Origin of the sequence: Paenarthrobacter sp. NPDC090522 (genome assembly GCF_044769225.1) — a bacterium.
GTDB lineage: Bacteria > Actinomycetota > Actinomycetes > Actinomycetales > Micrococcaceae > Arthrobacter.
On the sequence record NZ_JBIVXL010000022.1, the window covers coordinates 37,527 to 59,156 of the forward strand.

Sequence of the window (21,630 nt, forward strand, 5' to 3'; positions counted from 1 at the left end):
TTGCGTGCCTTGCTATTCCTGGCCGAGTCCGGCGGCGGAGGTCTTCTTGCCTTCCACTTCGTTCAGGGTGCGGAGGTCGAAGATGCCGTTGATGTCGGCGGTCTTGGTGGTGCCTGCGTCCACGCCGTCCTGGAGGAGCTTCTTGTAGGTCCCGGCCAGCGGGTCGGTGGTGAACTTGATGTTCTGCAACGCCCGGTCGATCACATTGGCCGGGAGTGGCTTGCCCGCGGTGTCCTTCAACACGGCGTTGATGGTGGTGGCCTTCTCCTCGGCCGAGGCGGAGTTCAGCCAGTTCACGGATTCAACGTGGCCCTTCAACAACGCCTTGACGGTCTCGGGGTGTTCGGCGGCGAACTTCTTGTTCACGATCAGGATGGTGGTGGTGAAATCACCCTTCTCCCACAGGTCCTTTTCATCCACCAGGACCTTCGCCCCGGCTTCGAGCACCAGACGGGAGGCCCACGGCTCAGGCAACCACGCGCCGTCGAGCTTTCCGTCCTGGAACAACTTCAACGTCTGGGCGTTCTCGGTGGGGTTGATGGTCACATCACCACTGCCATCCGGGTTGGTCTTGTACCCCTGGTGCCCCAGCCAAGCCCGCAGCGCCACGTCCTGGGTGCCGCCGAGCTGCGGCGAGGCCAGGACCTTGCCTTTGAGGTCCGCTGCGGAGTTGATCTCCGGCTTGACCACCAACTGGGCACCACCGGCTGCCGCACCGGCGATGATGCTGATGGACTCCCCGTTGCTCTTGACGAAGGAGTTGATGGCTGGGTTCGGGCCGATGTACGTGGCATCGATCGCGCCGGCGTTCAGGGCTTCGATCGCGGCCGGGCCGGCGTTGAACACCTGGGTGCTGAGCTTGGTGCTGCCGAGTTCCTTGGCGATGAAGCCCTTGCTGGTACCCACCAACGCCGGGCCGTGCGTGACGTTGCTGAAGTAACCAAGCTTCAGCTCAGCCGCCGGCGAGGTGGTCACTGCCGGGGCTGCCTGGTTGTTGTTCGACACAACGGAAGCTACTGCTGCGCCGGCACCGATCAGCAGGACCACGCCTGCTGCAATGCCGATCTTAAGGGCGCGGTGTTTGGGCTTGGCGGATTCACCGGCAACGATGCGGGTGGAGGAGTTGTCTTGGGGTGACGACACGGGACGTGTTCCTTCGGGGAGAGGGCAGGCTTGCTGGGTCCAAGCCTGGAACGGAGATGGTGATGCAGATGCGGGGTAGCCTGCAACCCGGGACAGGTCCGTGAACGTACGGTCCGGGTCGGGAGGCGGCGGCTGCAGGAATTACTGCCCTGCGGCCTTGGCTGCATTGAGATTACGGTTGCCGTGTGACCCCAGACAATGAAAAAAGACACCTTCGGTCACTGGGAGTCGTGCACCTTCATGGACCGCAATGTGGCGTTACGCAGCGTCCAATTTCGTCATTGAAGCCGGCATCTGTGGCTCGGATTCCAAGTAGTCGGGACGTTGTTTGTGAGTACAAGTCCCCAGAACGCCCCGGCACGTTGCCGTAAATCGAGTACAAACTACTCGTGTTCCTCACCCCGCTGAACTGTTGACTGGTTTATGGAAGGACGGTTAGCCCCAAGCATCGCCGAACTTCCACCGCATCGCATCGGTGGTCTCCTCCAACCGGTGCTCCGGCCGTCGAAAGGCGGTCCGGCCCAGAACGAAGCCGGCGGCGACAGAGTCTTCTGAGACCGAGACTCTCCCCCCAGCCGCCGCCGGCTTCAAAACCCCACTGCCGCCAGGACGTGAAACAGGCAAACCAGCAGCGCGGCCCGGGTTCTACGGAGAGGCAGCTGCCCCGGCGATGGCATCACTGTCCGTGAGGGGATCGAGGATCCGCAGACCCGGATAGACACGGACCAGGCCTTGTTCGTCGTCGTGGGCCACGCCATGGTGTCGCAGTGCCGTGCAGAACACGTCCTGAGGTGCGGGGTGCTGGCCAGCGGTCAGGCACCAGCTCACGTACAACCCGTAAAGTGTGCCGAGGTCGAGGCTGTCATCAAGGGTTGGGTCTTGGACTACGCGCTCGTCCAGGAAAGGGCTGATGTGGATGTCGGTCATTGCGAAGGCCTCCGGCCTCTGGGAAAGGGCCGCCGGTTGCATCAGCGAGCTGCCCACTCTTCCAGCCCTAAAACAGCCTGTCAAACGCATCGCATCATCGAAGAGCCGTTGCCCAGTGGCCATTGTCAAATACCGTTGCCACATTTGTTCAGAGTCAGCCGACGGCCCGGGATCGCACTGATAAGCGCCTTCGTGTATTCCTCCGCCGGGTTTACCAGGACGTCCGTGGCGTCGCCGATTTCCACGAGCTTCCCGGATTGCATCACTGCGACGCGGTCCGAGATTTGCTGCACCACGGCGAGGTCGTGCGAGATGAACAGGTAGCTCAACGACTCCTGTTCCTGCAGTTCCACCAGCAGCGACAGGATCTGGGCCTGGACTGACACATCCAGGGCCGAGACCGCCTCGTCCAGCACCACAAGTTCGGGTTTCAACGCCAACGCCCGGGCGATCGCTACGCGCTGCCTTTGCCCTCCTGAGAGCTCAGCCGGGCGCCGCGAGGCGTAGTCGGAGGGCAGATGCACTTCCTCCAGCAAGGAGCTCACCCGTTCCCGCCTCCCGCCTGGAGTGCCCTCGGAAAATGCCCTGAGCGGTTCAGCAATGATGTCCTCCACCGAGAAGCGTGGATCCACCGAGGCATAGGGACTTTGGAACACCACTTGGAAACGGCGCCGGAGCTGCCGCAGCCGTTCACCACGCACGGAGGCTAGGTCGACGCCGTCGAACACTACCGAACCGGACGTTGGCTTCTCGAGACGCAGCAGCAACCGCGCCACGGTGCTCTTTCCGGACCCCGATTCGCCCACCAATGCCAGAGTCTCGCCGCTTCGGATATCAAGGGAGACATCGTCCACGGCGGTGAGGCTCCGGGCACCACCAGCTGTCCGGGGCAGCGGGAAGACCTTGCGCAGGGCGGTCGCTTCCACCAAAACGGCACCACCCGCCGTCGAACGCTCGACAGCAGATACTGTACGTAACCGCCGTGGGCTCAGCCCGGGGGCGGCCTCGATGAGTTGCCGGGTGTACTCGTGGTTCGGGTCTCCCAGGACCTCGGCCGCGGACCCTTCCTCCACAACCACGCCCTGCTTCATGACGATGATCCTGTCCGCCCGGTCCGCGGCGACGCCGAGGTCATGCGTGATCAGGAGGACAGCCGTGCCGCGCTCGGTGGTCAGGGCAGCGATGTTGTCCAGGATCTGTCGCTGGACGGTGACATCCAGGGCGCTGGTGGGTTCGTCTGCGATCACGAGTTTGGGTTGCGCGGCGAGTGCCGTTGCGATCAGGACACGTTGCCGCATACCCCCGGAAAACTGGTGCGGGTACTGCCGTGCGCGGGTTTCAGCGTCACGGATGCCACTCTCCCGCAACAGCCCAACGGCCCGCCGCCGTGCTTCTTTCTTGGGCTGGATCCTGTGGATCGTCAAGGCTTCCGCCACCTGCTCGCCCACCTTCTGGAGCGGGTCCAGGGACGCAGTGGGGTCCTGGGGTATCAGCCCGATCTCCCTACCCCGGACACCCTGCCATTCCTTGCGGGTCAGTTGGGTGAGATCAACGCCGTCGAACGCAATGCTGCCGGAGGAGAATCTGGCATTGCCGGGAAGCAGGTTGATGATGGAATGCGCAGTGGTAGTCTTGCCGGAGCCCGACTCCCCCACGATTGCCACTACTTCGCCGGCGTTGACTTCAAAGGACACCCCGGACACGGCAGTCTTCGCCTCGCCGTTGACCAGGTACTCCACCTGGAGGTCTTGGACCCTGAGCAGCGGGCTCATGCACGGTTCCTTTCAGCGTCCTGGAACGCGTGTGAGATGCGGTTGGTGGAAAGCACGACGGCGGCAATCACCACGCCGGGCAAGGTCACCAACCACCAGGCCGCCACCAGGTAGTCGCGGCCTCCGGCCACGAGGGAACCCCACTCGGCGGCCGGTGGTGGTGCGCCGAAGCCAAGGAAGCTCAGGGACGAAATGGAGAGCACGGCCATACCGAATTCCAGGGCGGACAACGCCAGGACCGGTCCAGCGGCGTTGGGAAGGACATGCCGGAGCAGGATGTTGTGCCAGCGGACACCGGCCGAGCGCGCCGCCTCAACATACACGGCCGTATTGACGCGCAGCGTCTCGGCACGCATGATCCGGGCGAAGTTGGCCACACTCGCCACGCCTACGGCGACGGCAATGTTGATGGTCCCGAACCCCAGGACCGTGATCAAAGCCAGCGAGAGCAGCAGGCTGGGGATGGCCAGGAGCACATCCATGACGCGCATGATCACATCGTCCACCCAGCCCCGGAGTGAGCCGGCAAGCAAGCCCAACGCAGAACCCGCAACGAGTCCGACGGCCACGGCAACCGCGGTGGCCGCCAGGGATGTCGCCGAACCGTGGACCACGCGGGAGAACAGATCGCGGCCCAGGCTGTCCGTGCCGAACCAGTGCTCGGGCGAAGGTGCCTTGAGCCGTGCCGAAGGAACGCCCGTGTCTGGCGGCCAGGAGGTGAAGGCCGTCGGGACCAGGGCCCAAAGGATCACGAGCGCGACGACCAGTACGGACAGCACCAGGCCGGGACGTGCCGCGGCTGCCCTCGCCAGTCGCCCCGCCCGGGGGTACTTCGCGGCCACGCCCGACGCCGGGTGGACGGCTGCTGCGTCTTCCCCCAGGCCGGAAGGCGGCAATGAAGGAGAAGCCGGTAGAGGGCTTTCCACCCGGGTATCAAGTTGCTGCGACATGCTGGCCCTCCTAGGCCTTGGCTCCGCGCGCGGTGTTGATGCGCGGATCCACGAGTGGGTAGATCAGATCGACAATCAGACTGGTGACCACAAAAATGGCAGCGGCCAGGACAACCAAGGTCTGAACCACGGGGATGTCCCTGCTGTTCACCGCTGTGACAGTAAGCCGGCCGATCCCTGCGCGGGAAAACACGGTCTCACTCACCACGGCTCCGGCCAGAAGGTTGCCCACCAGGATGCCCAACATGGTCAGCGTGGGAATGGCCGCATTCCGCAGGGCATGGCCAAAGTTGATCAGTGCTTCGCTGGCTCCTTTGGCCCTGATTTGCTCGATGTATGGCTCCCCGAGTGTCTGGTGAAGGCTGCGCGTGAGCAACTGGGCGATCACCGCTGAGGTGGGTATCGCCAGAGTCAACGCCGGCAACACCAGGCTCTCAGCGCCGTCGTTGCCGATCGCAGGGAACAAACGCAACCGGAAGGAGAAGAACTGAAGCAGCAGCAGGCCGATCCAGAACGTGGGCACGGCGATTCCCAGCGGTGGGAGCGAGGAGAATACCGTGCGGATCCAGCGGTTGCGGCTGAACGCCGCAACCACTGCCAACACGCTTCCGAGCACCACAGCCAACGCGAAACCGGCGATGGCCAGCTTGATGGTTTCCGGCATCACTTCGGCCACCGTGGTCGTGGCAGGCACGCCGTTCTTGATCGAGACCCCGAAGTCCAATTGCAGGGCTTTCACCAAGGCAATGAAGTATTGCTCGTGGATTGGCCTGTCCAGTCCGTACTCGCTACGCAGCTTGGCCACGAGCGCAGGGTCCACGGCGTTCTGTTCGTCGCCGCTGGCCATGATGCTCACGGCGTCGCCGGGCAGCAAGTACAGGATCAGGAAGGACACGGTGTAAGCGGCCCAGAGAACGAACGCTCCCTGCAGTAACCGACGGCCGATGTAGCGGATCATGGGATGCCTACTTGCTCAGCCAGGCGTCGTAGAAGTCCAAGCGGCTGGACGCCTCAAACTTGAGGTCGTGGACCTTCCCGCTGGCAGAGATCGTGGTGGAGAGCTCGTACAGCGGGATGGAGTGTGCATCCTTGATCAGGGCCTCCTGGGCCTGGTCCACCAGCTTTTGGCGGGCATCCTTGTCCAGGGCCGCGGCCTGCTCGCCCAGGGTGTCATCAACGGGGAGCTTATCGCGGAGGTTGCTGCCACCGCGGGCAGTGTTGGAGGCAAAGACCGTGCGCAGGACGTCCGGGTCGCTTCGGGTCAGGTTGCCGTAGGAGAAGTCATAGGTCTTATCCGCCTGGGCAGCCGTGACATCGGCGATCGTGGTGAACTTCAACTGCAGGTCAACGCCGATTTCCTTGAGCTGCTGCTGGATGAGTTCCAGGACTTCCTTTGGTGACTGCCAGTAGGTGACCTTGAAGGAGAGCTTCTCGCCGTTCTTCTCGCGGATGCCGTCCGCTCCGGGCTTCCATCCGGCGTCGTCCAGGAGCTTTTTGGCACCGTCCGGATCGTGGGCCAGCAGCGAACTGTAGTCCTTGAAGTAGGGGGTGGTGTGGGACAGGACGCCCTTGGCAGGCTGGTCCGCCTCCGTGAGCAGCGTCTTGGTGATTTCTTCGCGGTTGATGGCCTTGGAGATGGCCTGTCGGACCGCGGTCTCCTTCAACTTGGGGTTGGACTCGTTGGAGTACAGGTTGTAGACGACTCCCGGGTTGGCCCGGGTTTCGTTCCAGAAGCCGTTGCCACTGAACAGTCCGATGTCCGCGGCCGAGATCGCTGCCGTCGCGTCAATCTGCCCGGACTGCAGGCTGCCCGTGCGGTTGCCTGCTTCCGGGATGATCTTGAACGTCACTGTGTCCAGGTACGCCTCGCCCTTGTTGCTGTTGGTGGAAGACGGCCAGTTGTAGCCTGCACGGCGTTCGAGCACGGCTTCCTTGTCCACGGTGTAGCTCTTGACGTTGAACGGACCCGAGCCGGAGAACTTTCCGGCGCAACGGTCTGCTTCGGAGAGCTTGGCCGAAGCCGGAGACAGGAGCCCCAGGGTGAACGTGGACGTTGCCTGCAGGAACTGGGCGTTGGGCTTGGAGAAGTCCACCACAACGGTCTGCGGATCCTTGACGGTGATGGCGCTGACATCGCTCAGGTAGGTGGAGCCCAGGGTTGCCTTGGCGCCGAGGGCCTTGATGGCTTCGAAGTTGGTTTTCACCGACTGGGCGTCGATGGCAGTCCCGTCCGCGTAGCTCGCGCCGGTGCGCAGGGTGAAAGTGAAGCTGGTGGCATCAGCGTTGTTCTCGAACTTCTCGGCCAGCCACGGCACGATTTCGCCGGTCTTCGGGTCCTGCGAGGTCAAGGAGGCCACGGTCTGGCGGGCAATCGCGATCGCGTCGTTGTTGCCTACCTGCTGCGGGTCGATGCAGCCACGGTCAACGGAAACAGCGAAGTTCAGGTTCCCACCCGGAACGGGCGAGGACGCGGCACTTTGCTGCGCACCGGCGTCGGCCCCTCCACCGCAAGCGGAGGCCAGGAGCGCAATGGCTCCCAGGACGCCGGCGACGGCGGCGGGTTTCTTTCCGCGGCCTGCTGGGGCCGGTTTGGGGAGTCTCATGCGACGTCTTCGCTTTCGGTGAGTTGGGTGCTGGTGAGTGAACTGCGCTGGGTCAGCGGCGCACGGAGGCCGAGGTTTTCGCGGAGGGTGCTGCCTTCGTATTCGGTGCGGTACACGCCGCGGTCCTGCAGCCTGGGAACGAGTTCATTGACGATTTCGTCCAGGCCGGAAGGAACGATCCACGGGGTGATGTTGAAGCCGTCCACCGCCCCGGTGTGGGCGTATTCGGCAAGCTTGTCGGCGACGTCATCGTAGGATCCCACCAGGCCACGGCCATTGAGGCGGGACCTGGCGGCGACGAACTGCCGGATGGACAAGCCCTTGTCCTTGGCTTCCTCACGCCACTGGGCAGCGAGCTCCTTGGCGCTCTTGCCGTGGAAGGCGTTGCCGCGGGTGGGGTTGGTGACGTCAACCACCGGGTCGATGTCCGGGAGGGGCCCGTCGGGGTCGTACCCGGCCAGGGTGCGGCCCCAGTACTGTTCCAGGTAGGCGATGGCCGTTTCCGGACCCACCTGTTGGGAGCGGACCCATTGGTGTTTCTCTTCCGCCTCGGCGGACGTGGCTCCGAGGATGAATTCCTGGCCGGGGAAGATCTTCACGTCATCGGCCGGGCGGCCTGCTTTGAGGGTACGGGCGACGATGTCTTCGCGGAATTTCTTCGCGTCCTCCAGTTCGGGGTGCGCCGAGAAGATCACGTCGGCGTTCCGCACGGCGAAGTCCCGGCCATCGGGTGAGTCGCCGGCCTGGAACAGCACCGGGTGGTGCTGGGTGGAGCGCGGGAGGCGGCCGGTGATCTCGACGTCGAAGCTTGCATCCTTGCGGTGCACGGGTGTGATGCTGTCCTCGCGGAGCCAGCGGGCGTCGTTCCGGGACCCGGCGATTGCGCCGTCGGCCCAGGAATCCCAGATCGCTTTGGCCGTCTGGACGAACGCTTCGGCACGGATATAGCGGTCCTCGTGCTTGAGGAACCCGCCGCGCCGGAAGTTGGCGCCGGTCCATGCGTTGTCCGTGGTGACGATGTTCCACGCGGCCCGGCCGTCGGACAGGAGGTCCAGGCTGGCCAGGCGGTGGGCGAGGTCTGCGGGGTCGTTGTAGGTGGTGTTCTGGGTAGCCACCAGGCCGATGTTGGTGGTGATGGCTGCCAGGGCAGCGAGGGCGGTCTGGGCGTCCGGGCGCCCTGCGACGTCAAGGTCGTGGATCTTGCCGAGGTGCTCGCGGAGGCGGAGCCCCTCGCCCAGGAAGAACGCGGTAAAGAGACCCCGTTCAGCTGTCTGGGCCACGCGGCGGAAGGATTCGAAATCGGTCTGCGAGCCGCTGGCTGCGTCCTTCCAGACCGTGGTGTGGTTGACGCCCTGGAAGAAGACGCCGAACTGGATCTGCCCGTTGCCTGCGATGCGGTGGTGCTTGGTCATGGGTGAGCTCTCTTGTGGTTTCTGTGATGAGTCGGCGTCGGTCAGGCCGCGGCAAAGCGGTTGGCCGGGCGCGGAAGCTGGAACGTTTCCCGCAGCGTGGTGCCCGGTTTGAGAGGCGTCACCAGCCCGGTCTTGTGTAGAGCCGGCAGCACTTTGTAGGCCAGTTCGGGGAGGTCGACGTCCAGGACAGCAGGCTTGAGGCGAACGCCGTCTGCCGCTGCGAACAGCGTGGTGAGCACTTCCACCAGGCCTTCGGCGCTTCCGGCGTAGCGGGCTCCACTCCGCCATTCCTCGTGGGCGTCCAATTCGGCCAAGCGCTCCTCGGCCGTCTGTCCGCGGGCGTCCAGAATGACGTCCAGCTCTACCAGTGTCCGCTGTGCGCCCGCCGCTGCTGCCGCGTGGGCCGCCTGCGGAAGCGCCTCGACAGTGGTTGCGGATGCCAAGGCAACGTCTGCCTCGACGGCGGGAATGAGGTCCGCGGGGGCAAATACCACCAACTGCCCCTGCAGGGGACGGGGGATGATGGACGGTCCCTTAACTGAGAAGCGGTTACCTTCGAAGTCGGCGTAATGCAGCTTGTCCCGGTCGAGGTAGCGGCCCGTGGACACGTCCCGGATCACGGCGTCATCTTCCCAGGAATCCCAGAGCCTGCGGCTGGCTTGGACCACATCGGCTGCCTCGGCCGCGACCTCGTTCTCTCCCAGCGGCGTGCGGCCCACGGTGCGGGCTTCCTCCAGCAGGTTCGCGGTATTCACCAACCAACCGGCCCTGCCCTGGGAGGAGTAGTCCAGGCTGGCGAGCTGGGTTGCGATGTGGAATGGCTCGGTGAAGAGCGTTCCTGCTTCCGGAACCAGGCCCAGGGAGCCCGTGAGTGGCGCTGCGAACGCGGCGCGCTGAATGGCGTCGATACGCGTTGGGATTCCTGTGCTGTCGGCATCCACGGCCCGGGTGTCCTTGAACGTGGCAAGGTGAAATCCCGCGATATCGGCGGCCTGGACAGTCTCACGGATCCGAAAGCCCCCCAACAGCGCCTGCGGATCGTGGAGCGCCTTTCGCCACGCAGCCGGGTGGGCTCCATCGCCGTCGAGCTCCAGCCCAACAACGCGTGAACGGAATTCGGGTACAGAATTTGAAGGCATGTTCTCTCTTTTCAGAGGCCGCCGCGCGGCCGGTTGACATTCACTTGCCGCAAACGCGGCCAGGTCTGTTTCCGGAGCACCCCGCCACCTAATGCCTGAGGGTTGCCGCAGCGCGAGCCGGTCCTTGGCGCGCTGACTCTTGACCTGGAACTGAATCTAGAAGCACCTCCAAGGAATGTACAAACGCCCTGACGCGGGGCGTCAACGCGGGAAACATCGCGTCAACGGGCTGCCAAGTTCGTCATTTTCCACTCCGGCCTGTACCCCCGCGTGACGATGCGTTGCGTCGCGTTGAGCCGCATGTAGCGACGCCTGACGTGTTGCTCAACGCTTTTTGGCGCGCGGTTTTCCTGCCTCCTAGCGTGGGCGGCATGACCGTCTACGAATCAGTCCTCGATGCCATCGGTGGCACTCCCCTGCTCCGTTTGAAGAAGCTCGGCGCGGGCGTCCGGCCACGCATTTACGCGAAGCTGGAGTTCCAGAACATTGGTGGCAGCGTCAAGGACCGCGCTGCACTGTCCATGATCCGCGCAGCTGAACAGGCCGGACTCTTAAAGGCTGGCGGGACGGTGGTTGAAGGAACCAGCGGTAATACCGGGATCGGGCTGAGCCTGGTGGCGGCACAACTGGGCTACCGTTCGGTGATCTTCGCTCCCGCTGCCACTGCAGCGGAAAAGGTCCGGCTGCTCCGGGCTTTCGGGGCAGAAGTGCACCTGGTGGCCGACTTCGTGCCGCGCTCACACCCGGACCATCTGGCGAACCGAGCGGCGGCCTTTGCAGCCTCAACCCCGGGTGCCTGGCTGGCACTCCAGTACGACAACCCGGCCAACCCCGACGCGCACTTTGCCGGCACAGGACCTGAAATATGGAAAGACACTGAGGGTGCGGTGACGCATTTCGTTGCGAGCGTCGGAACCGGAGGGACCATCAGCGGCACCGGCCGCTACTTGAAGGAAGCCAGCGACGGCCTGGTCCAGGTCATTGCGGCAGACCCTGAGCACTCCCGCTACGGTGGCGGCAACGGCTCACTCAAATACACCGAAGGTGCCGGTCACCCCCTTCACCCGGCCTCCGCGGAGGACATCTGGCCTGAAGCGTTCGACACCACCTTGGTGGACAAGTACTTCAGCATCAGCGATCGCGACGCCATCTTCACCGCCCGCCGTGCAGCACTCGAGGAAGGGCTGCTCATTGGCGCCACGGGAGGCACAGCCTTGGCGGCGGCTCTGGAACTTGCAGCCACCTTGGATGAAAGCCACACCATCGTTGCGGTCATCCCCGACTCGGGCAGGAACTACCTCTCCACCTATTTCGACGACGCGTGGCTCACCTCGCTCGGCTTCCTGGAACCGACGACGCCGGACGGAACCATCCGCTCGCTCCTCACCGGTGCGCCTGCCGGAGTTCATCTCCTGGCGAACGGCCTGACAGCGGCGGAGGCCGCCGTCGAACTTCACACCCGGTCGCTGGGGCCAAGCGAGCCGGCGTTCCTGGTGCTGGACCGTGGCGATAGCTTTGGAACCGTCCACCCGCGCGAAGTTGTGGGTGTAGTGACCCTGGAGTCGTTGTCCTCGGTGGATGACGCAGCTCCTGCTGCTTCGGCGGCTGTTGCTTACAGGACCGTCGCGGTCGGCGTCCCCGCCTCGGAGACGCCTGACCTGACGGAAGTAGCGGCAGTCCTGGTCGACGGTCGGATCGCCGCTACGCTGCGCTGATCCTCATCCGGTGAAACCGTGGACCTGTGGTCGTAGACGGCCCTGGCAAGGCGGGGTAACTCCACCCCGTCTGCCACGCCACGCCCCCTACCGCGATCGTCCCTGCCCGGCAGCCAAACCGGCCAGATGATGGTTCCAGACACGGGTCCCCTAAACACGGATCGCGCGTGCGCTTCGGAACAGTAGCAATCACTTTCCATGAATCTTCAGGGAGGCCATCATGGGATGTACGGAGTCCATGCTGTGAACCGGAGGCGGCCATGATCCAGGCTTTGCTCTGCAAACTGAACATCCGGCACGAATGGCACGTCGAACACGCCGACGATGGAACGGTGTACCGGCGGTGCCGTCGATGCGGCAAGGACGACGACGAACGCGGCAAAGGGATCCACGGTGATTTCGGCTCATGGGCAGGTCCCGGAGGGGCAGGCTGAAACCTCGGTCAACTGCTCAGCGGCCTCCGCAGGTGGCGGCCAAACTGACACCGTCCGCTGAGATTTCAGTCAGTCGAGTAGCGCTACGCCAAACTCAGCTACGACGGCCCGCAATTCCCCAAGGTAGCGCTGCGCTTGGTCGGTCAGCGGAATCGCGGCGTGACCGATCCAGCCGATCTCGATGCGTTCGTCAACGTCGAGCGGGATGGCGACGATCTCCGGGTCCAGCTGCCCGCTGATGATGCCCGTCGAGATCGTATAGCCGTGCAGCCCGATCATGAGGTTGAAGATCGTGGCACGGTCAGAGACCCGGATCTCCTGTTTACTGGACAGGGTGGAGAGAATCTCCTCGGCGAAATAAAAAGAGTTGTTCGCACCTTGGTCGAAGGTCAGCCGCGGCAAGCCGGCGAGATCGTCGAGTGTCGCTCGCTCTTTTGCGGCGAGCGGGTTCTTCCGTGAAATGAAAATGTGTGGATCTGCGAGGAAAAGCGGTGTGAACGCGAGCCCGGATTCCCGGAGCAGCTTGTCGATGACCTTCCGGTTGAAATCGTTCCGGTAGAGGATGCCTACCTCGCTGCGGAGCGTACGGACATCCTCGATGATGTCCCAGGTGCGGGACTCACGGAGCGAGAACTCGTATTCGGCCACCTCAGAGGCCTTGACCATCCGGACGAACGCGTCCACCGCGAACGAGTAGTGCTGCGTTGACACCCCGAGCAGACGTCGCGTCGGTGGCCTGCCGAGGTAGCGCTGCTCGAGGAGGGCGAACTGCTCGACCACCTGCCTTGCATAGCCGAGGAACTCTGCCCCGTCCTCGGTGAGGGTGACCCCGCGGGCGGAACGAACAAGGAGAGCACGGCCTACCCGGGTCTCGAGGTCCTTCATCGCTGCGGACATTGTCGGCTGCGCTACGTAGAGCAGATCGGCAGCCGCAGAGATCGACCCCTCCGCTGCAACCTCTATGAAGTAGCGGAGTTGCTGCAGGGTCAATCCGCTCGAAATCTGGGCCATAGGCAAATTCTATATGAATGCATAGCAACCACGAGTTACCTGATACCCCTCGAAAGGCTGCACCATGGATACGTCCCCTTCTGAAAGGCCGTCTCCGGCCCATCATCAACGGATTGGCAGCAAATGGCAGACGATTTCAGCTTCAATATCACCACGACCCGGTTCGACGAGGACTACACCCCGTCGGAAGGCTCCCGGATCACGACGAACTTCGCCAACCTCGCACGGGGCGAGCACCGCCAGGAGAACCTCCGCAACGCCTTGACCATGATCCGCCGCCGCTTCAACGATCTCGCAGACTGGGACAACCCGGACCGGGACCGCTACACGCTCGAGCTTGAGATCGTTTCCGTGCAGATACAGTTCACGGCGGAAGGTACGGATCAGCAGTTCCCCCTGTTCGAGGTTCTCGACATCCAGATCGTCGACCAGCTGAACGGTGTCCGTCACCAAGGGATTGTCGGGAACAACTTCTCCTCCTACGTCCGCGACTTCGACTTCAGCGTGGTACTGCCGGCGGCAACAGCAGAAGCGGGCAAGCCCACCGTTCCCGGGAACTTCGGCGATCTTCACGGCAAACTGTTCCAGCAATTCCTCGATTCCCCGGCCTGCCAGGAACGCTTCCCGCAGCCCCCGGTGGTGTGCATCAGCGTCTCAACGAGCAAGACGTACCGTCGAACGGAGAACCGTCACCCGGTCCTGGGCGTCGAGTACCAGCAGGACGAGTTCTCACTCACGGACGCGTACTTCGCAAAAATGGGACTGCAGGTGCGCTACTTTATGCCACGCGGCAGCGTGGCTCCCCTCGCCTTCTATTTCCGCGGCGACCTGCTCAATGACTACTCCAACCTGCAACTGATCGGCACGATCAGCACCATGGAGACATTCCAGAAGATCTACCGCCCGGAGGTTTACAACGCGAACTCCGCCGCCGCCGTCGTCTATCAGCCCAGCCTGGGAGAGCAGGACTACTCGCGGACGCAGATCGCCTACGACCGCGTCGAGCGCAGTCAGCTGGCGGTCAAGCAGGCGAAGTACACGGAGGAGCACTTCATCACGCCCCACAAGGACCTGCTGGACCAGTGGACCGCCAACTACCCCGCTCTCGTCAACTGACTCACGGAGAATCGTCAATCATGAACACACTTTTGCCTACCACCGTTGTCGGAAGCCTGCCGAAACCATCGTGGCTCGCACAGCCGGAGACTCTTTGGTCCCCGTGGAAGCTGGAGGGAGATGCCCTGCTCGAGGGCAAGCAGGATGCGCTGCGCATCGCGCTCCACGAGCAGAGCCGCCGCGGAATCAACATTGTCAGCGACGGCGAGCAAACCCGCCAGCACTTCGTGACGACCTTCATCGAGCATCTCAGCGGGGTCGACTTTGAACAGCGCAAGACCGTGCGCATCCGCGACCGCTACGACGCCAGCGTGCCGACCGTCGTCGGGCCGGTGCGCCGCGAACGCCCGGTATTCGTGGAAGACGCAAAGTTCCTCCGCGCAGCCACCGACCGGCCGATCAAATGGACCCTTCCCGGTCCAATGACGATGGTGGACACGCTCTTCGATGACCACTACAAGAGCCGCGAGAAGCTGGCCTGGGAGTTCGCCGCGATCCTGAACCAGGAGGCTAAAGAACTCGAGGCCGCCGGCGTGGACATCATCCAGTTCGACGAGCCCGCGTTCAATGTCTTCCTCGATGAGGTCAAGGACTGGGGTGTGGCTGCGCTTGAGAGAGCCGCAGAAGGACTGCGCGCTGAGACCGCTGTACATATCTGTTACGGCTACGGGATCAAGGCGAACAATGACTGGAAGGCGACGCTCGGCTCACAGTGGCGGCAGTACGAGGAAACGTTCCCGTTGCTGCAGAGTTCCAGCATCGACATCATCTCGCTGGAATCCCAGAACTCCCATGTGCCCATGGACCTCATCGAGCTCCTCCGGGGCAAGAAAGTCATGCTCGGGGCAATCGACGTCGCAAGCGAGACCGTCGAGACCCCGGAGGAGGTGGCCGACACCCTCCGCAAGGCACTGCAGTTCGTGGATGCGGACAAGCTCATCCCCAGCTCCAACTGCGGCATGGCACCGTTCCCCCGGGACGTCGCGCTGGCCAAGCTGAGTGCTCTCAGTGCCGGGACTAACATCATTCGCGAGGAACTCGCCCGTTCCGCCCCCACGGTGTCGTAACGATGTTTCACGCCTACCCCACAGACACGTGGCTTGCGGATCCGAAGCAAAGCTTCCCGTCCTCCCTCTCGGCCGACGAATTCAAGGCACTGTTCAGGGGCCACCCGGGAGGTGTCGCCGTCGTCACGGCGGATGCGGGCGAAGGGCCGGTGGCGCTGACGGTATCGTCGGTGGTGTCAGTGAGTGCGGAACCTCCGTTGCTGATTTTCTCGGTCTCGGCACTGTCCTCGTCGTCCAAGGTGCTTTCGCGCGCCGAAACCGTCGTCGTGCACCTGCTGGATGCGCACGACGTCGACCTGGCCAAGTTTGGGGCCACTCCCGGCGCCGATCGCTTTGACCAGACTCACCGCTGGTCGGCCCTTCCGACCGGCGAAGCGGTGTATGACGATGTCCGCGCCTGGGTGCGCTGCGCCGTCATCGATCGCATGGAGGTGGGGACCTCCACCATCCTGGCCGTTCACGCCCTGGAGTCCCGCGTGCTGCGTGACGTCCAAGCGGGCGAACCCGGCGACGCCCTGGTCTACCACAACCGTTCATGGCACCGCCTGGGCGAGCATTCAAGGCTCGAAGGCTGATTGCCGCCGGGCTTATGCGAGGCGGGAAGCGATAACGCGGACGACGGCGGGAGGGCAACTCCCGCCGTCGTCCTCGTTAACATCGGAACAACTTCCCTGAAGGGCCTCTGCCGGTTCAGTCCGTGGACGCCAGCAGGTCGAGTACGAAGCGGGCCATGTGCACGCGTCCGGCGACCAGGGTGCGGAGTTCGCCGGAGTCGGGTTCGGCCAGGCGCTGGGTAGCTACTGCCGTGAGTCCTGTGAAGAGGGCCATGGATGCCGCGTGGCCTCGACGCACTTCGGCTTCGGGGGTCTCGACGCCGGCGTCGGCCAGGCCCTCGCAGTAGGCCTTAAGGCACAAGGGTTCCAGTCGATAGAGCTCTTCCCCGCTCATGGTGCCTTGGTTGACCAGACCGGCCAGCAACTGGCCAAGGTCAAATCCGGCACAGGCTCCTCCGTACAGGCCCCAGTCGATGACCGCGAACTCTGTGGACGCGCCGTCTGTCCTCTCGATCAGGAGGTTTTGTGGGCTGGCGTCTCCGTGTGCGGGCAGCGCCGGAAGCGCAATCATCTCCTCCATGAGCCCGGCCGCCCGGAGGGTGAGCGAGCGAAGCCCGGCAATCAAGTGCGGATCCGCGGCTTCGGCCACGGCGGGGATCCTCCAAAGGTCATCTCCTTGAATACCGGGTATGAGGAGCATCGCGCCGACTCCTTTGAGGAAAAAGCGCATCCTGTCCGCGTCCTTTTCCACGCGAAGGGCCGGGCCACGGTCCTTGACTGCTGTGCTTCCGGCGAGCCTGCCGAGCAGGGTGGCCGCGTCACGGAATCTGTCGTCGTCCCATACCGCGCCCGGGCTTTCGGTGACGTCCTCCATCCACATCGCGGTCCGCTGTTCGTCCGTGTCCTGGATGCTGTAGACCTTGGGGAGCCGGCCGCCTGCAGGCATGGCGTCGGCCAGATCCGAGGCGTACACCTCTGCCTCGGTGCGCCATGGGTAGTGGCGCACCATGTCGCGGCGCATCTGCGGTGGGACCTGCTCGATGCCGCCCCACAGCAGCGGGGATTGAACAAGCTTCACCACCACGCTGAAAGGGGCGGAGTCTTCAGCGGATCCGATCCGGGCAGTTCCATCAACCCGCCAAAGGCCCCCGGTGGTCATGTTGAACATCGGGAAAGTGATCTCCGAAGCGCTGGCCGACAGCAATTCCACCGACGGCGCATCCAAGGCGGCGGCTGCGATGCCCGCCAGCGCACCTGGGTCGAGGGCTGCGGGGCCGAGTGCGTCCATGTTGTTGAGTACGGCGGCCTTCATGGGTTCGTCCCTCCGACTAGTGGCTGTGGTCGAGCCGACCAGCAACAGTAAACCAGCTTTACTAACTAGATGGTAAAGTTGGTTTATGACCGACGTCAATGGTTCAGCCCCCGCGGATTCCTTGCCGCACATTGCGGCGCTTCTGGGTGGCGCCTTTGGGAACTTGAGATCAGCGATCCAGGCCCGGTCCATCCCCGGGCTGCGGCCCTCCCACTACCGGGTGATGTCGTTGATCCCGGGTGAAGGAATCCGCCTCACCGAGTTGGCCGAGCGCGCCACCATCACCAAGGCTGGAATTGGCCAATTCATGAACTACTTGGAACGCGAGGGCTACGTCAGCTTCGCCGGTGATCCGGCGGACAAGCGCGCGAAAATAGTGACCCTGACCCAGCAGGGCCATGCCGCCGTTGACGTCTCACTGCACATCATCGCCGCCACCGAAGAACGCTGGGCACAGGCACTGGGTGCCGAACGCTACCGCGAACTACGCCAAGCACTGTTCGAGATAGCAATCACTCCGGGGGCAACGGGCACTGACGCACAGCAGTAGGGTGCCGGTCCATAGACAGGGCTATGCGTCTCCTTTGAGGCGCATAGCCCTGCACCCCGCAGTTAAGTGCTCAGCCAAAATCACGCACGGCTGCGCTTCGTCCACGCCTGCCAATTCGCGTCCGTAACGAACTTGATGCTGGTGAACGGTGCCACGGCCTCATCAAGCCTGATGGCTTCCATGGCAAGATGCCCGTTGAATTCACTGCAAATAATCCTGACCATCCCACCAGCGAACGGATGGTTCCTATATTTGGTGTTGGCAACCGTCCCTTGCATGTCGCCTGAGCCCATGGCGATGTAGGTTCCCGGTACATCGATGGTAAATAGGTCGTCCGGGGCTTGGCGAACGGCGTCGCTCATTGCTTTTCCGTCGGCAACAATCCAGTTGTTGACAATCGCTGAATGAACATCGCGGGCCTGGATGGTTTCCCCTATATCACCGTTTAATACGGATGTGAGGATTCCTTTGATTCTCTTGCCGTCATATCCATCCGAATGTGTGACAGAGATATTGTTCTTCACCGTGCCATTGGCTGCGTCAAGTCCCAGGGCATACGCCTGCTGGCCCAGCGGACCGCTTCCCTGCAAGCCGGCAGTACGCGAAGTGATCACCAGATTGTTGTACCTGCTCTTACCGTTCAGACGGACGCCAGGATAATTCTCGGGCGTAGGAGCTGGCTTGGACGCTTTGTTGGTCCAGACAGCATCGTTGACGTAGTCGTACGGAATTCCGGGAAGTTTTGCCGGATTGGACCTCGTGTCGCTGTCGGCCAGCATGTTATTGGCAAAAGCCGAGATTTGTCCATTGACGCTCTCTGCATCCACGAACAGGAATCCCTCTCCCCCGCAGTTTTGCGCCTCCGAAGACGCAAACTCGCAGGTGCCACCCACAATCTTGTACCCGGCCGAGGCCCGACGGGTGTTTATCGAACCACCTCCAACTTGCCAACGCTCGAACACCTGACCACACCAAAACGCCTTGGTGTTGCTGAACCGCGTGGAGCCATTCGCCTGGAGGAAACCATGATGCTCGGAGACAGCTACTGTGACATCACTAAGAAAGGTGTCGAAACCGGCCTGGAATCCGTTTCCTCCTGCCCCCTGCGACACAATATTGCGAAACCGGATCTCACCGCCGATCTTGCTGGTCATCGCTGCACTGCCGTACGGGTTGACTACATAGATATTTTCAAAGTGGGCGTACGTATCGCCACCGGCGGTGGCCAGCGGATTCTTGTAGTCAGGCACCATGAGGATGCCGTGGGAGTTGAATTGCCAGTTGTTGGCATCTGCGGGGTGCTTGGTGAGATCACCAATGGCGGCACCCGGCGTCGCGTAATCCAGGACGCCAAAGTCCTGACCCCAACGGTTTCCGTTGATCCTTAGGTCGCGGAGAGCCTGGTAGTTGCTTGACTGCCCGGGACTGTTGACAAAGACCGAACAATTGGCGCCGTCCAGAAGAAAGAAGGTTGTCTTATTCCAACCAAGTCCCCAAATGGCTACATCGGGGAGCATGACAATCGGCTTTTTCACGCCATAGCCAGTGAGCTGGCTCGCATCACCTTCAAAAATGGCAATGCCCCCACCGAGACTTGAAATTTGGGACAGAAATGCGTTGATCTCATCCGATTGATCTATGGCCGCCGTGCCTGGAGCACTACCAACCGCCTGCACATTGGGCTCACCGAGCTTACCCCGGCTGTACTTCCTGTCCCCTACTTGGTGTGTCGGCATGTAGGCCTTGGGCAAAATGCCGAAGTCCGATGCGTAATACGTGCGTTTGGCACTCTTCGTCACGGCCGTAGCTGCCGCAGCAGGTTGTGCCGCGACCACACCGGCAGCCAAGGCAAGTCCGCCACCCCTGATCAACGCCCGTCGATCCACTCTCATACTCCAGCCTCCCGCACTCAAATGTTCGCGTCTTGGTGTTGCCTAAGGGACACCACGACGACTGTGGCGGCCCAGGCGCACCAACTTCCGGTTGTCCCATGGAACTTGTGTGGCACCAGTGCTGATTACTACGGAAGAATCGTGTTCTAGTTCACGACACGGCGCGATCCGCTTTGGACGCGACAAATGATCAAGTCTGTGGCCTCACCGATCCGGTTTCGCCGACAGTCCCGCACAATCTGAGGAGAGGGCGACACTTCCGTGCCGCCCTCCTCTTTTCCTGTCCTTGCTACCCCATTGCTGGCTGGTCGAATCGCTGGCCGGCCGGGTTAGGAGACTCCCTGCAGGGTCGGCGATCATGTGGAGGCAGACCTATCCGGTGCGCGGGCGGCCGGGTGCTTCACCGCGTGGGTAAGCCACAATCAATCATGGACCGTGGCGTGGCAGCCCACCTTGAAATCCTCTTGCACTGCCGATCTGCTTGTTCTAACCAACTCGTTGTCGTCCCATGGGGCACGCTTGCATTCCAAGGCCAAGCAATAGTTATCCTAGAAGCCGGTCCTGACAAGGCGGTTGGCCACCTGCCGCATTGCATGACGAATCCGCGCCCGAGCCAGTTGAAGATCTTTAGCCGCCGCGTGGCAAATTTGATCCGCGTCGTGCGCCTCCACGGCTTGCAGGTGTCCTGCCGCGCCTTGCCCGGAAAAGGTTGGCTGGCGGCGTCGAACCGGCCACCTCGAGTAGCCTCCGTCCAGACTGCACTGGCCGCCCAACAGGCCTCCAGCCTCTTCGTCAGAAAATTTCTTTGGTGATGTGTGATCACATATCTAGACAACACACTCCCTTCTCAGTAGAGTGACGTACAGCACAAGGAACGTGGGGCGGGCTACAAGTCAGCTGCACTTCTTCAATCTCTCGGAGCTCCGACGGAGCCCACACTCTCAATCGAACGTCGTCAGGGACTAACTGTCCCGCCTATTTGAAGGAACCAAAAATGGGCTTAAGTTTTGGCACGAAAGCTCCCCCTACGGCTCTCACTGGCGAGGTCGAGGTGGCCGGGCTGGGTAAGAAGTACGGGGTCATCCAGGTGCTGAAGGACGTGGACCTGTCCATGGCCGAGGGTGAGGTGGTTTCGATCATCGGGCCTTCCGGTGCGGGTAAGTCCACGTTCCTGCGGTGCTTGAACTACCTTGAGACCCCGTCCGAGGGCACCATCGCGATCGGCGGCGCGAAGGTGGTCGCTGGCGGGGCGAGGCTGCCTGACAAGGCCAGCCTGGATCACTTGCGCCGGGTCACGGGCATGGTGTTCCAAAGCTTCAACCTCTTCCCGCACCTGACCGTGATGGAAAACATCACCCTCCCGCAACGGAAGGTGTTGGGTTCCTCCAAGGACCAGGCCGAAGAAGTCGCGAACAAACTCCTCAAGCGTGTGGGTTTGCCGGACAAGGCCTCCGCGTACCCGGCCCGGCTCTCGGGCGGGCAGCAGCAGCGCATCGCGATCGCCCGCGCCCTGGCCCTATCCCCAAAAGTCATGCTCTTCGACGAGCCGACCTCGGCCCTTGACCCCGAAATCGGCCTCGAAGTCCTCGCCGTCATGCGGGATTTGGCTGATGAAGGCATGACCATGCTGGTGGTCACCCACGAAATGCACTTCGCCCGCGATGTTTCGGACCGGATCATGGTCATGGGCAACGGCGGGGTCCTGGAAATCGGGCCGTCCGAACAAGTCATGTCCGCCCCGCAGAACGAACGCACCCGGCAATTCCTCAAAGCCGTCCTGGACCGGTAACCATGATCACCCAACTCCTGGCCTCCATCGCCCAAGGCGTCGGCCAAACCCTCTACGTCACCGGCGCTTCCCTCCTCTTCGGCGGGATCATCGGACTCGTCCTGGTCGGAGCGGCCCGCTCCCCCATCGGGATCATCCGCACCATTGCGTCCCTGTACATCAACATCGTCCGGGTCATCCCCCCGATCACCTGGCTGTTCCTGATCTACTTCGGCCTCCCCCAATACGCCCTCCGGTTATCCAC

Annotated in this window: 19 protein-coding genes and 1 riboswitch; of the genes, 8 read left to right on the forward strand and 11 right to left on the reverse strand. The window is 62.8% G+C overall.

The window, feature by feature from the left end:
* Positions 1-12 precede the first annotated feature (12 nt).
* The 8 genes from ACIQT2_RS20970 to ACIQT2_RS21005 all read right to left on the reverse strand — a co-directional run bounded on the left by ACIQT2_RS20970 (position 13) and on the right by ACIQT2_RS21005 (position 9,946).
* Positions 13-1,143 (reverse strand): ABC transporter substrate-binding protein, encoded by a 1,131-nt coding sequence (locus ACIQT2_RS20970; protein WP_402950415.1) that lies wholly within the window; start codon positions 1,141-1,143, stop codon positions 13-15.
* Positions 1,144-1,788: 645 nt separating this feature from the next.
* Positions 1,789-2,070, reverse strand: a complete 282-nt coding sequence (locus tag ACIQT2_RS20975) for a hypothetical protein (protein ID WP_400336556.1) — start codon at positions 2,068-2,070, stop codon at positions 1,789-1,791.
* 125 nt (positions 2,071-2,195) lie between these two features.
* Positions 2,196-3,842, reverse strand: a complete 1,647-nt coding sequence (locus tag ACIQT2_RS20980) for a dipeptide ABC transporter ATP-binding protein (RefSeq protein WP_402950417.1) — start codon at positions 3,840-3,842, stop codon at positions 2,196-2,198.
* Positions 3,839-4,792, reverse strand: a complete 954-nt coding sequence (locus tag ACIQT2_RS20985) for an ABC transporter permease (protein ID WP_402950419.1) — start codon at positions 4,790-4,792, stop codon at positions 3,839-3,841. Before ACIQT2_RS20985 ends, ACIQT2_RS20980 begins: the two co-directional genes overlap by 4 nt.
* Positions 4,793-4,802: 10 nt before the next feature.
* Positions 4,803-5,750, reverse strand: a complete 948-nt coding sequence (locus tag ACIQT2_RS20990) for an ABC transporter permease (protein ID WP_402950421.1) — start codon at positions 5,748-5,750, stop codon at positions 4,803-4,805.
* Positions 5,751-5,757: 7 nt separating this feature from the next.
* Entirely contained in the window at positions 5,758-7,395 is a 1,638-nt protein-coding gene (locus tag ACIQT2_RS20995; protein WP_402950423.1) for an ABC transporter substrate-binding protein, read from the reverse strand.
* Positions 7,392-8,807 carry an NtaA/DmoA family FMN-dependent monooxygenase gene (locus tag ACIQT2_RS21000; protein WP_402950425.1) on the reverse strand — a complete coding sequence of 472 codons (1,416 nt, stop codon included), beginning with the start codon at positions 8,805-8,807 and terminating at the stop codon, positions 7,392-7,394. The genes ACIQT2_RS20995 and ACIQT2_RS21000 overlap by 4 nt, the downstream gene beginning before the upstream one ends.
* 41 nt (positions 8,808-8,848) lie before the next feature.
* Positions 8,849-9,946 (reverse strand): LLM class flavin-dependent oxidoreductase, encoded by a 1,098-nt coding sequence (locus tag ACIQT2_RS21005; protein WP_402950427.1) that lies wholly within the window; start codon positions 9,944-9,946, stop codon positions 8,849-8,851.
* Between the two features lie 35 nt (positions 9,947-9,981).
* A riboswitch (SAM riboswitch) is annotated at positions 9,982-10,091 on the reverse strand.
* Between the two features lie 226 nt (positions 10,092-10,317).
* On the opposite strand from ACIQT2_RS21005, the gene ACIQT2_RS21010 reads away from it, so the two are divergent.
* Together ACIQT2_RS21010 and ACIQT2_RS21015 are read left to right on the forward strand one after the other, a co-directional pair.
* Complete coding sequence (locus ACIQT2_RS21010; RefSeq protein WP_400336549.1) at positions 10,318-11,661, forward strand: PLP-dependent cysteine synthase family protein; 1,344 nt, start codon at positions 10,318-10,320, stop codon at positions 11,659-11,661.
* A gap of 260 nt (positions 11,662-11,921) precedes the next feature.
* Entirely contained in the window at positions 11,922-12,095 is a 174-nt protein-coding gene (locus ACIQT2_RS21015) for a hypothetical protein (protein WP_400336548.1), read from the forward strand.
* A gap of 69 nt (positions 12,096-12,164) precedes the next feature.
* Here the strand turns inward: ACIQT2_RS21015 and ACIQT2_RS21020 are convergent, their stop codons facing one another.
* On the reverse strand, positions 12,165-13,106 hold the full coding sequence (locus tag ACIQT2_RS21020; RefSeq protein ID WP_400336547.1) for a LysR family transcriptional regulator: 942 nt from the start codon (positions 13,104-13,106) through the stop codon (positions 12,165-12,167).
* Positions 13,107-13,229: 123 nt separating this feature from the next.
* Here ACIQT2_RS21020 and ACIQT2_RS21025 point away from each other — a divergent pair, with 123 nt between their 5' ends.
* Genes ACIQT2_RS21025 through ACIQT2_RS21035 form a run of 3 tightly spaced genes read left to right on the forward strand, consistent with a single transcriptional unit; the run spans position 13,230 to position 15,864 of the window.
* Positions 13,230-14,222, forward strand: a complete 993-nt coding sequence (locus tag ACIQT2_RS21025) for a DUF1852 domain-containing protein (RefSeq protein ID WP_400336546.1) — start codon at positions 13,230-13,232, stop codon at positions 14,220-14,222.
* 20 nt (positions 14,223-14,242) lie between these two features.
* The gene (locus ACIQT2_RS21030) at positions 14,243-15,289 is read left to right on the forward strand and encodes a methionine synthase (protein WP_400336545.1); all 1,047 of its coding nucleotides are present in this window, start codon (positions 14,243-14,245) and stop codon (positions 15,287-15,289) included.
* Between the two features lie 2 nt (positions 15,290-15,291).
* Entirely contained in the window at positions 15,292-15,864 is a 573-nt protein-coding gene (locus ACIQT2_RS21035) for a flavin reductase family protein (RefSeq protein WP_400336544.1), read from the forward strand.
* A 115-nt stretch (positions 15,865-15,979) separates the two neighbouring features.
* Here ACIQT2_RS21035 and ACIQT2_RS21040 read toward each other — a convergent pair whose 3' ends face one another.
* A complete protein-coding gene (locus tag ACIQT2_RS21040) occupies positions 15,980-17,155 on the reverse strand; it encodes a phosphotransferase (RefSeq protein ID WP_402950430.1) in 1,176 nt (391 codons plus the stop codon).
* Positions 17,156-17,240: 85 nt separating this feature from the next.
* On the opposite strand from ACIQT2_RS21040, the gene ACIQT2_RS21045 reads away from it, so the two are divergent.
* On the forward strand, positions 17,241-17,705 hold the full coding sequence (locus tag ACIQT2_RS21045; protein WP_400336542.1) for a MarR family winged helix-turn-helix transcriptional regulator: 465 nt from the start codon (positions 17,241-17,243) through the stop codon (positions 17,703-17,705).
* A gap of 80 nt (positions 17,706-17,785) precedes the next feature.
* Here ACIQT2_RS21045 and ACIQT2_RS21050 read toward each other — a convergent pair whose 3' ends face one another.
* A complete protein-coding gene (locus tag ACIQT2_RS21050; protein ID WP_402950433.1) occupies positions 17,786-19,504 on the reverse strand; it encodes a hypothetical protein in 1,719 nt (572 codons plus the stop codon).
* Between the two features lie 1,087 nt (positions 19,505-20,591).
* Here ACIQT2_RS21050 and ACIQT2_RS21055 point away from each other — a divergent pair.
* Both ACIQT2_RS21055 and ACIQT2_RS21060 read left to right on the forward strand, forming a co-directional pair.
* Entirely contained in the window at positions 20,592-21,386 is a 795-nt protein-coding gene (locus ACIQT2_RS21055) for an amino acid ABC transporter ATP-binding protein (protein WP_400336540.1), read from the forward strand.
* A 2-nt stretch (positions 21,387-21,388) separates the two neighbouring features.
* Positions 21,389-21,630 (forward strand): ABC transporter permease subunit (locus ACIQT2_RS21060; RefSeq protein WP_402950436.1); only part of this gene is annotated, 242 nt, incomplete at its 3' end.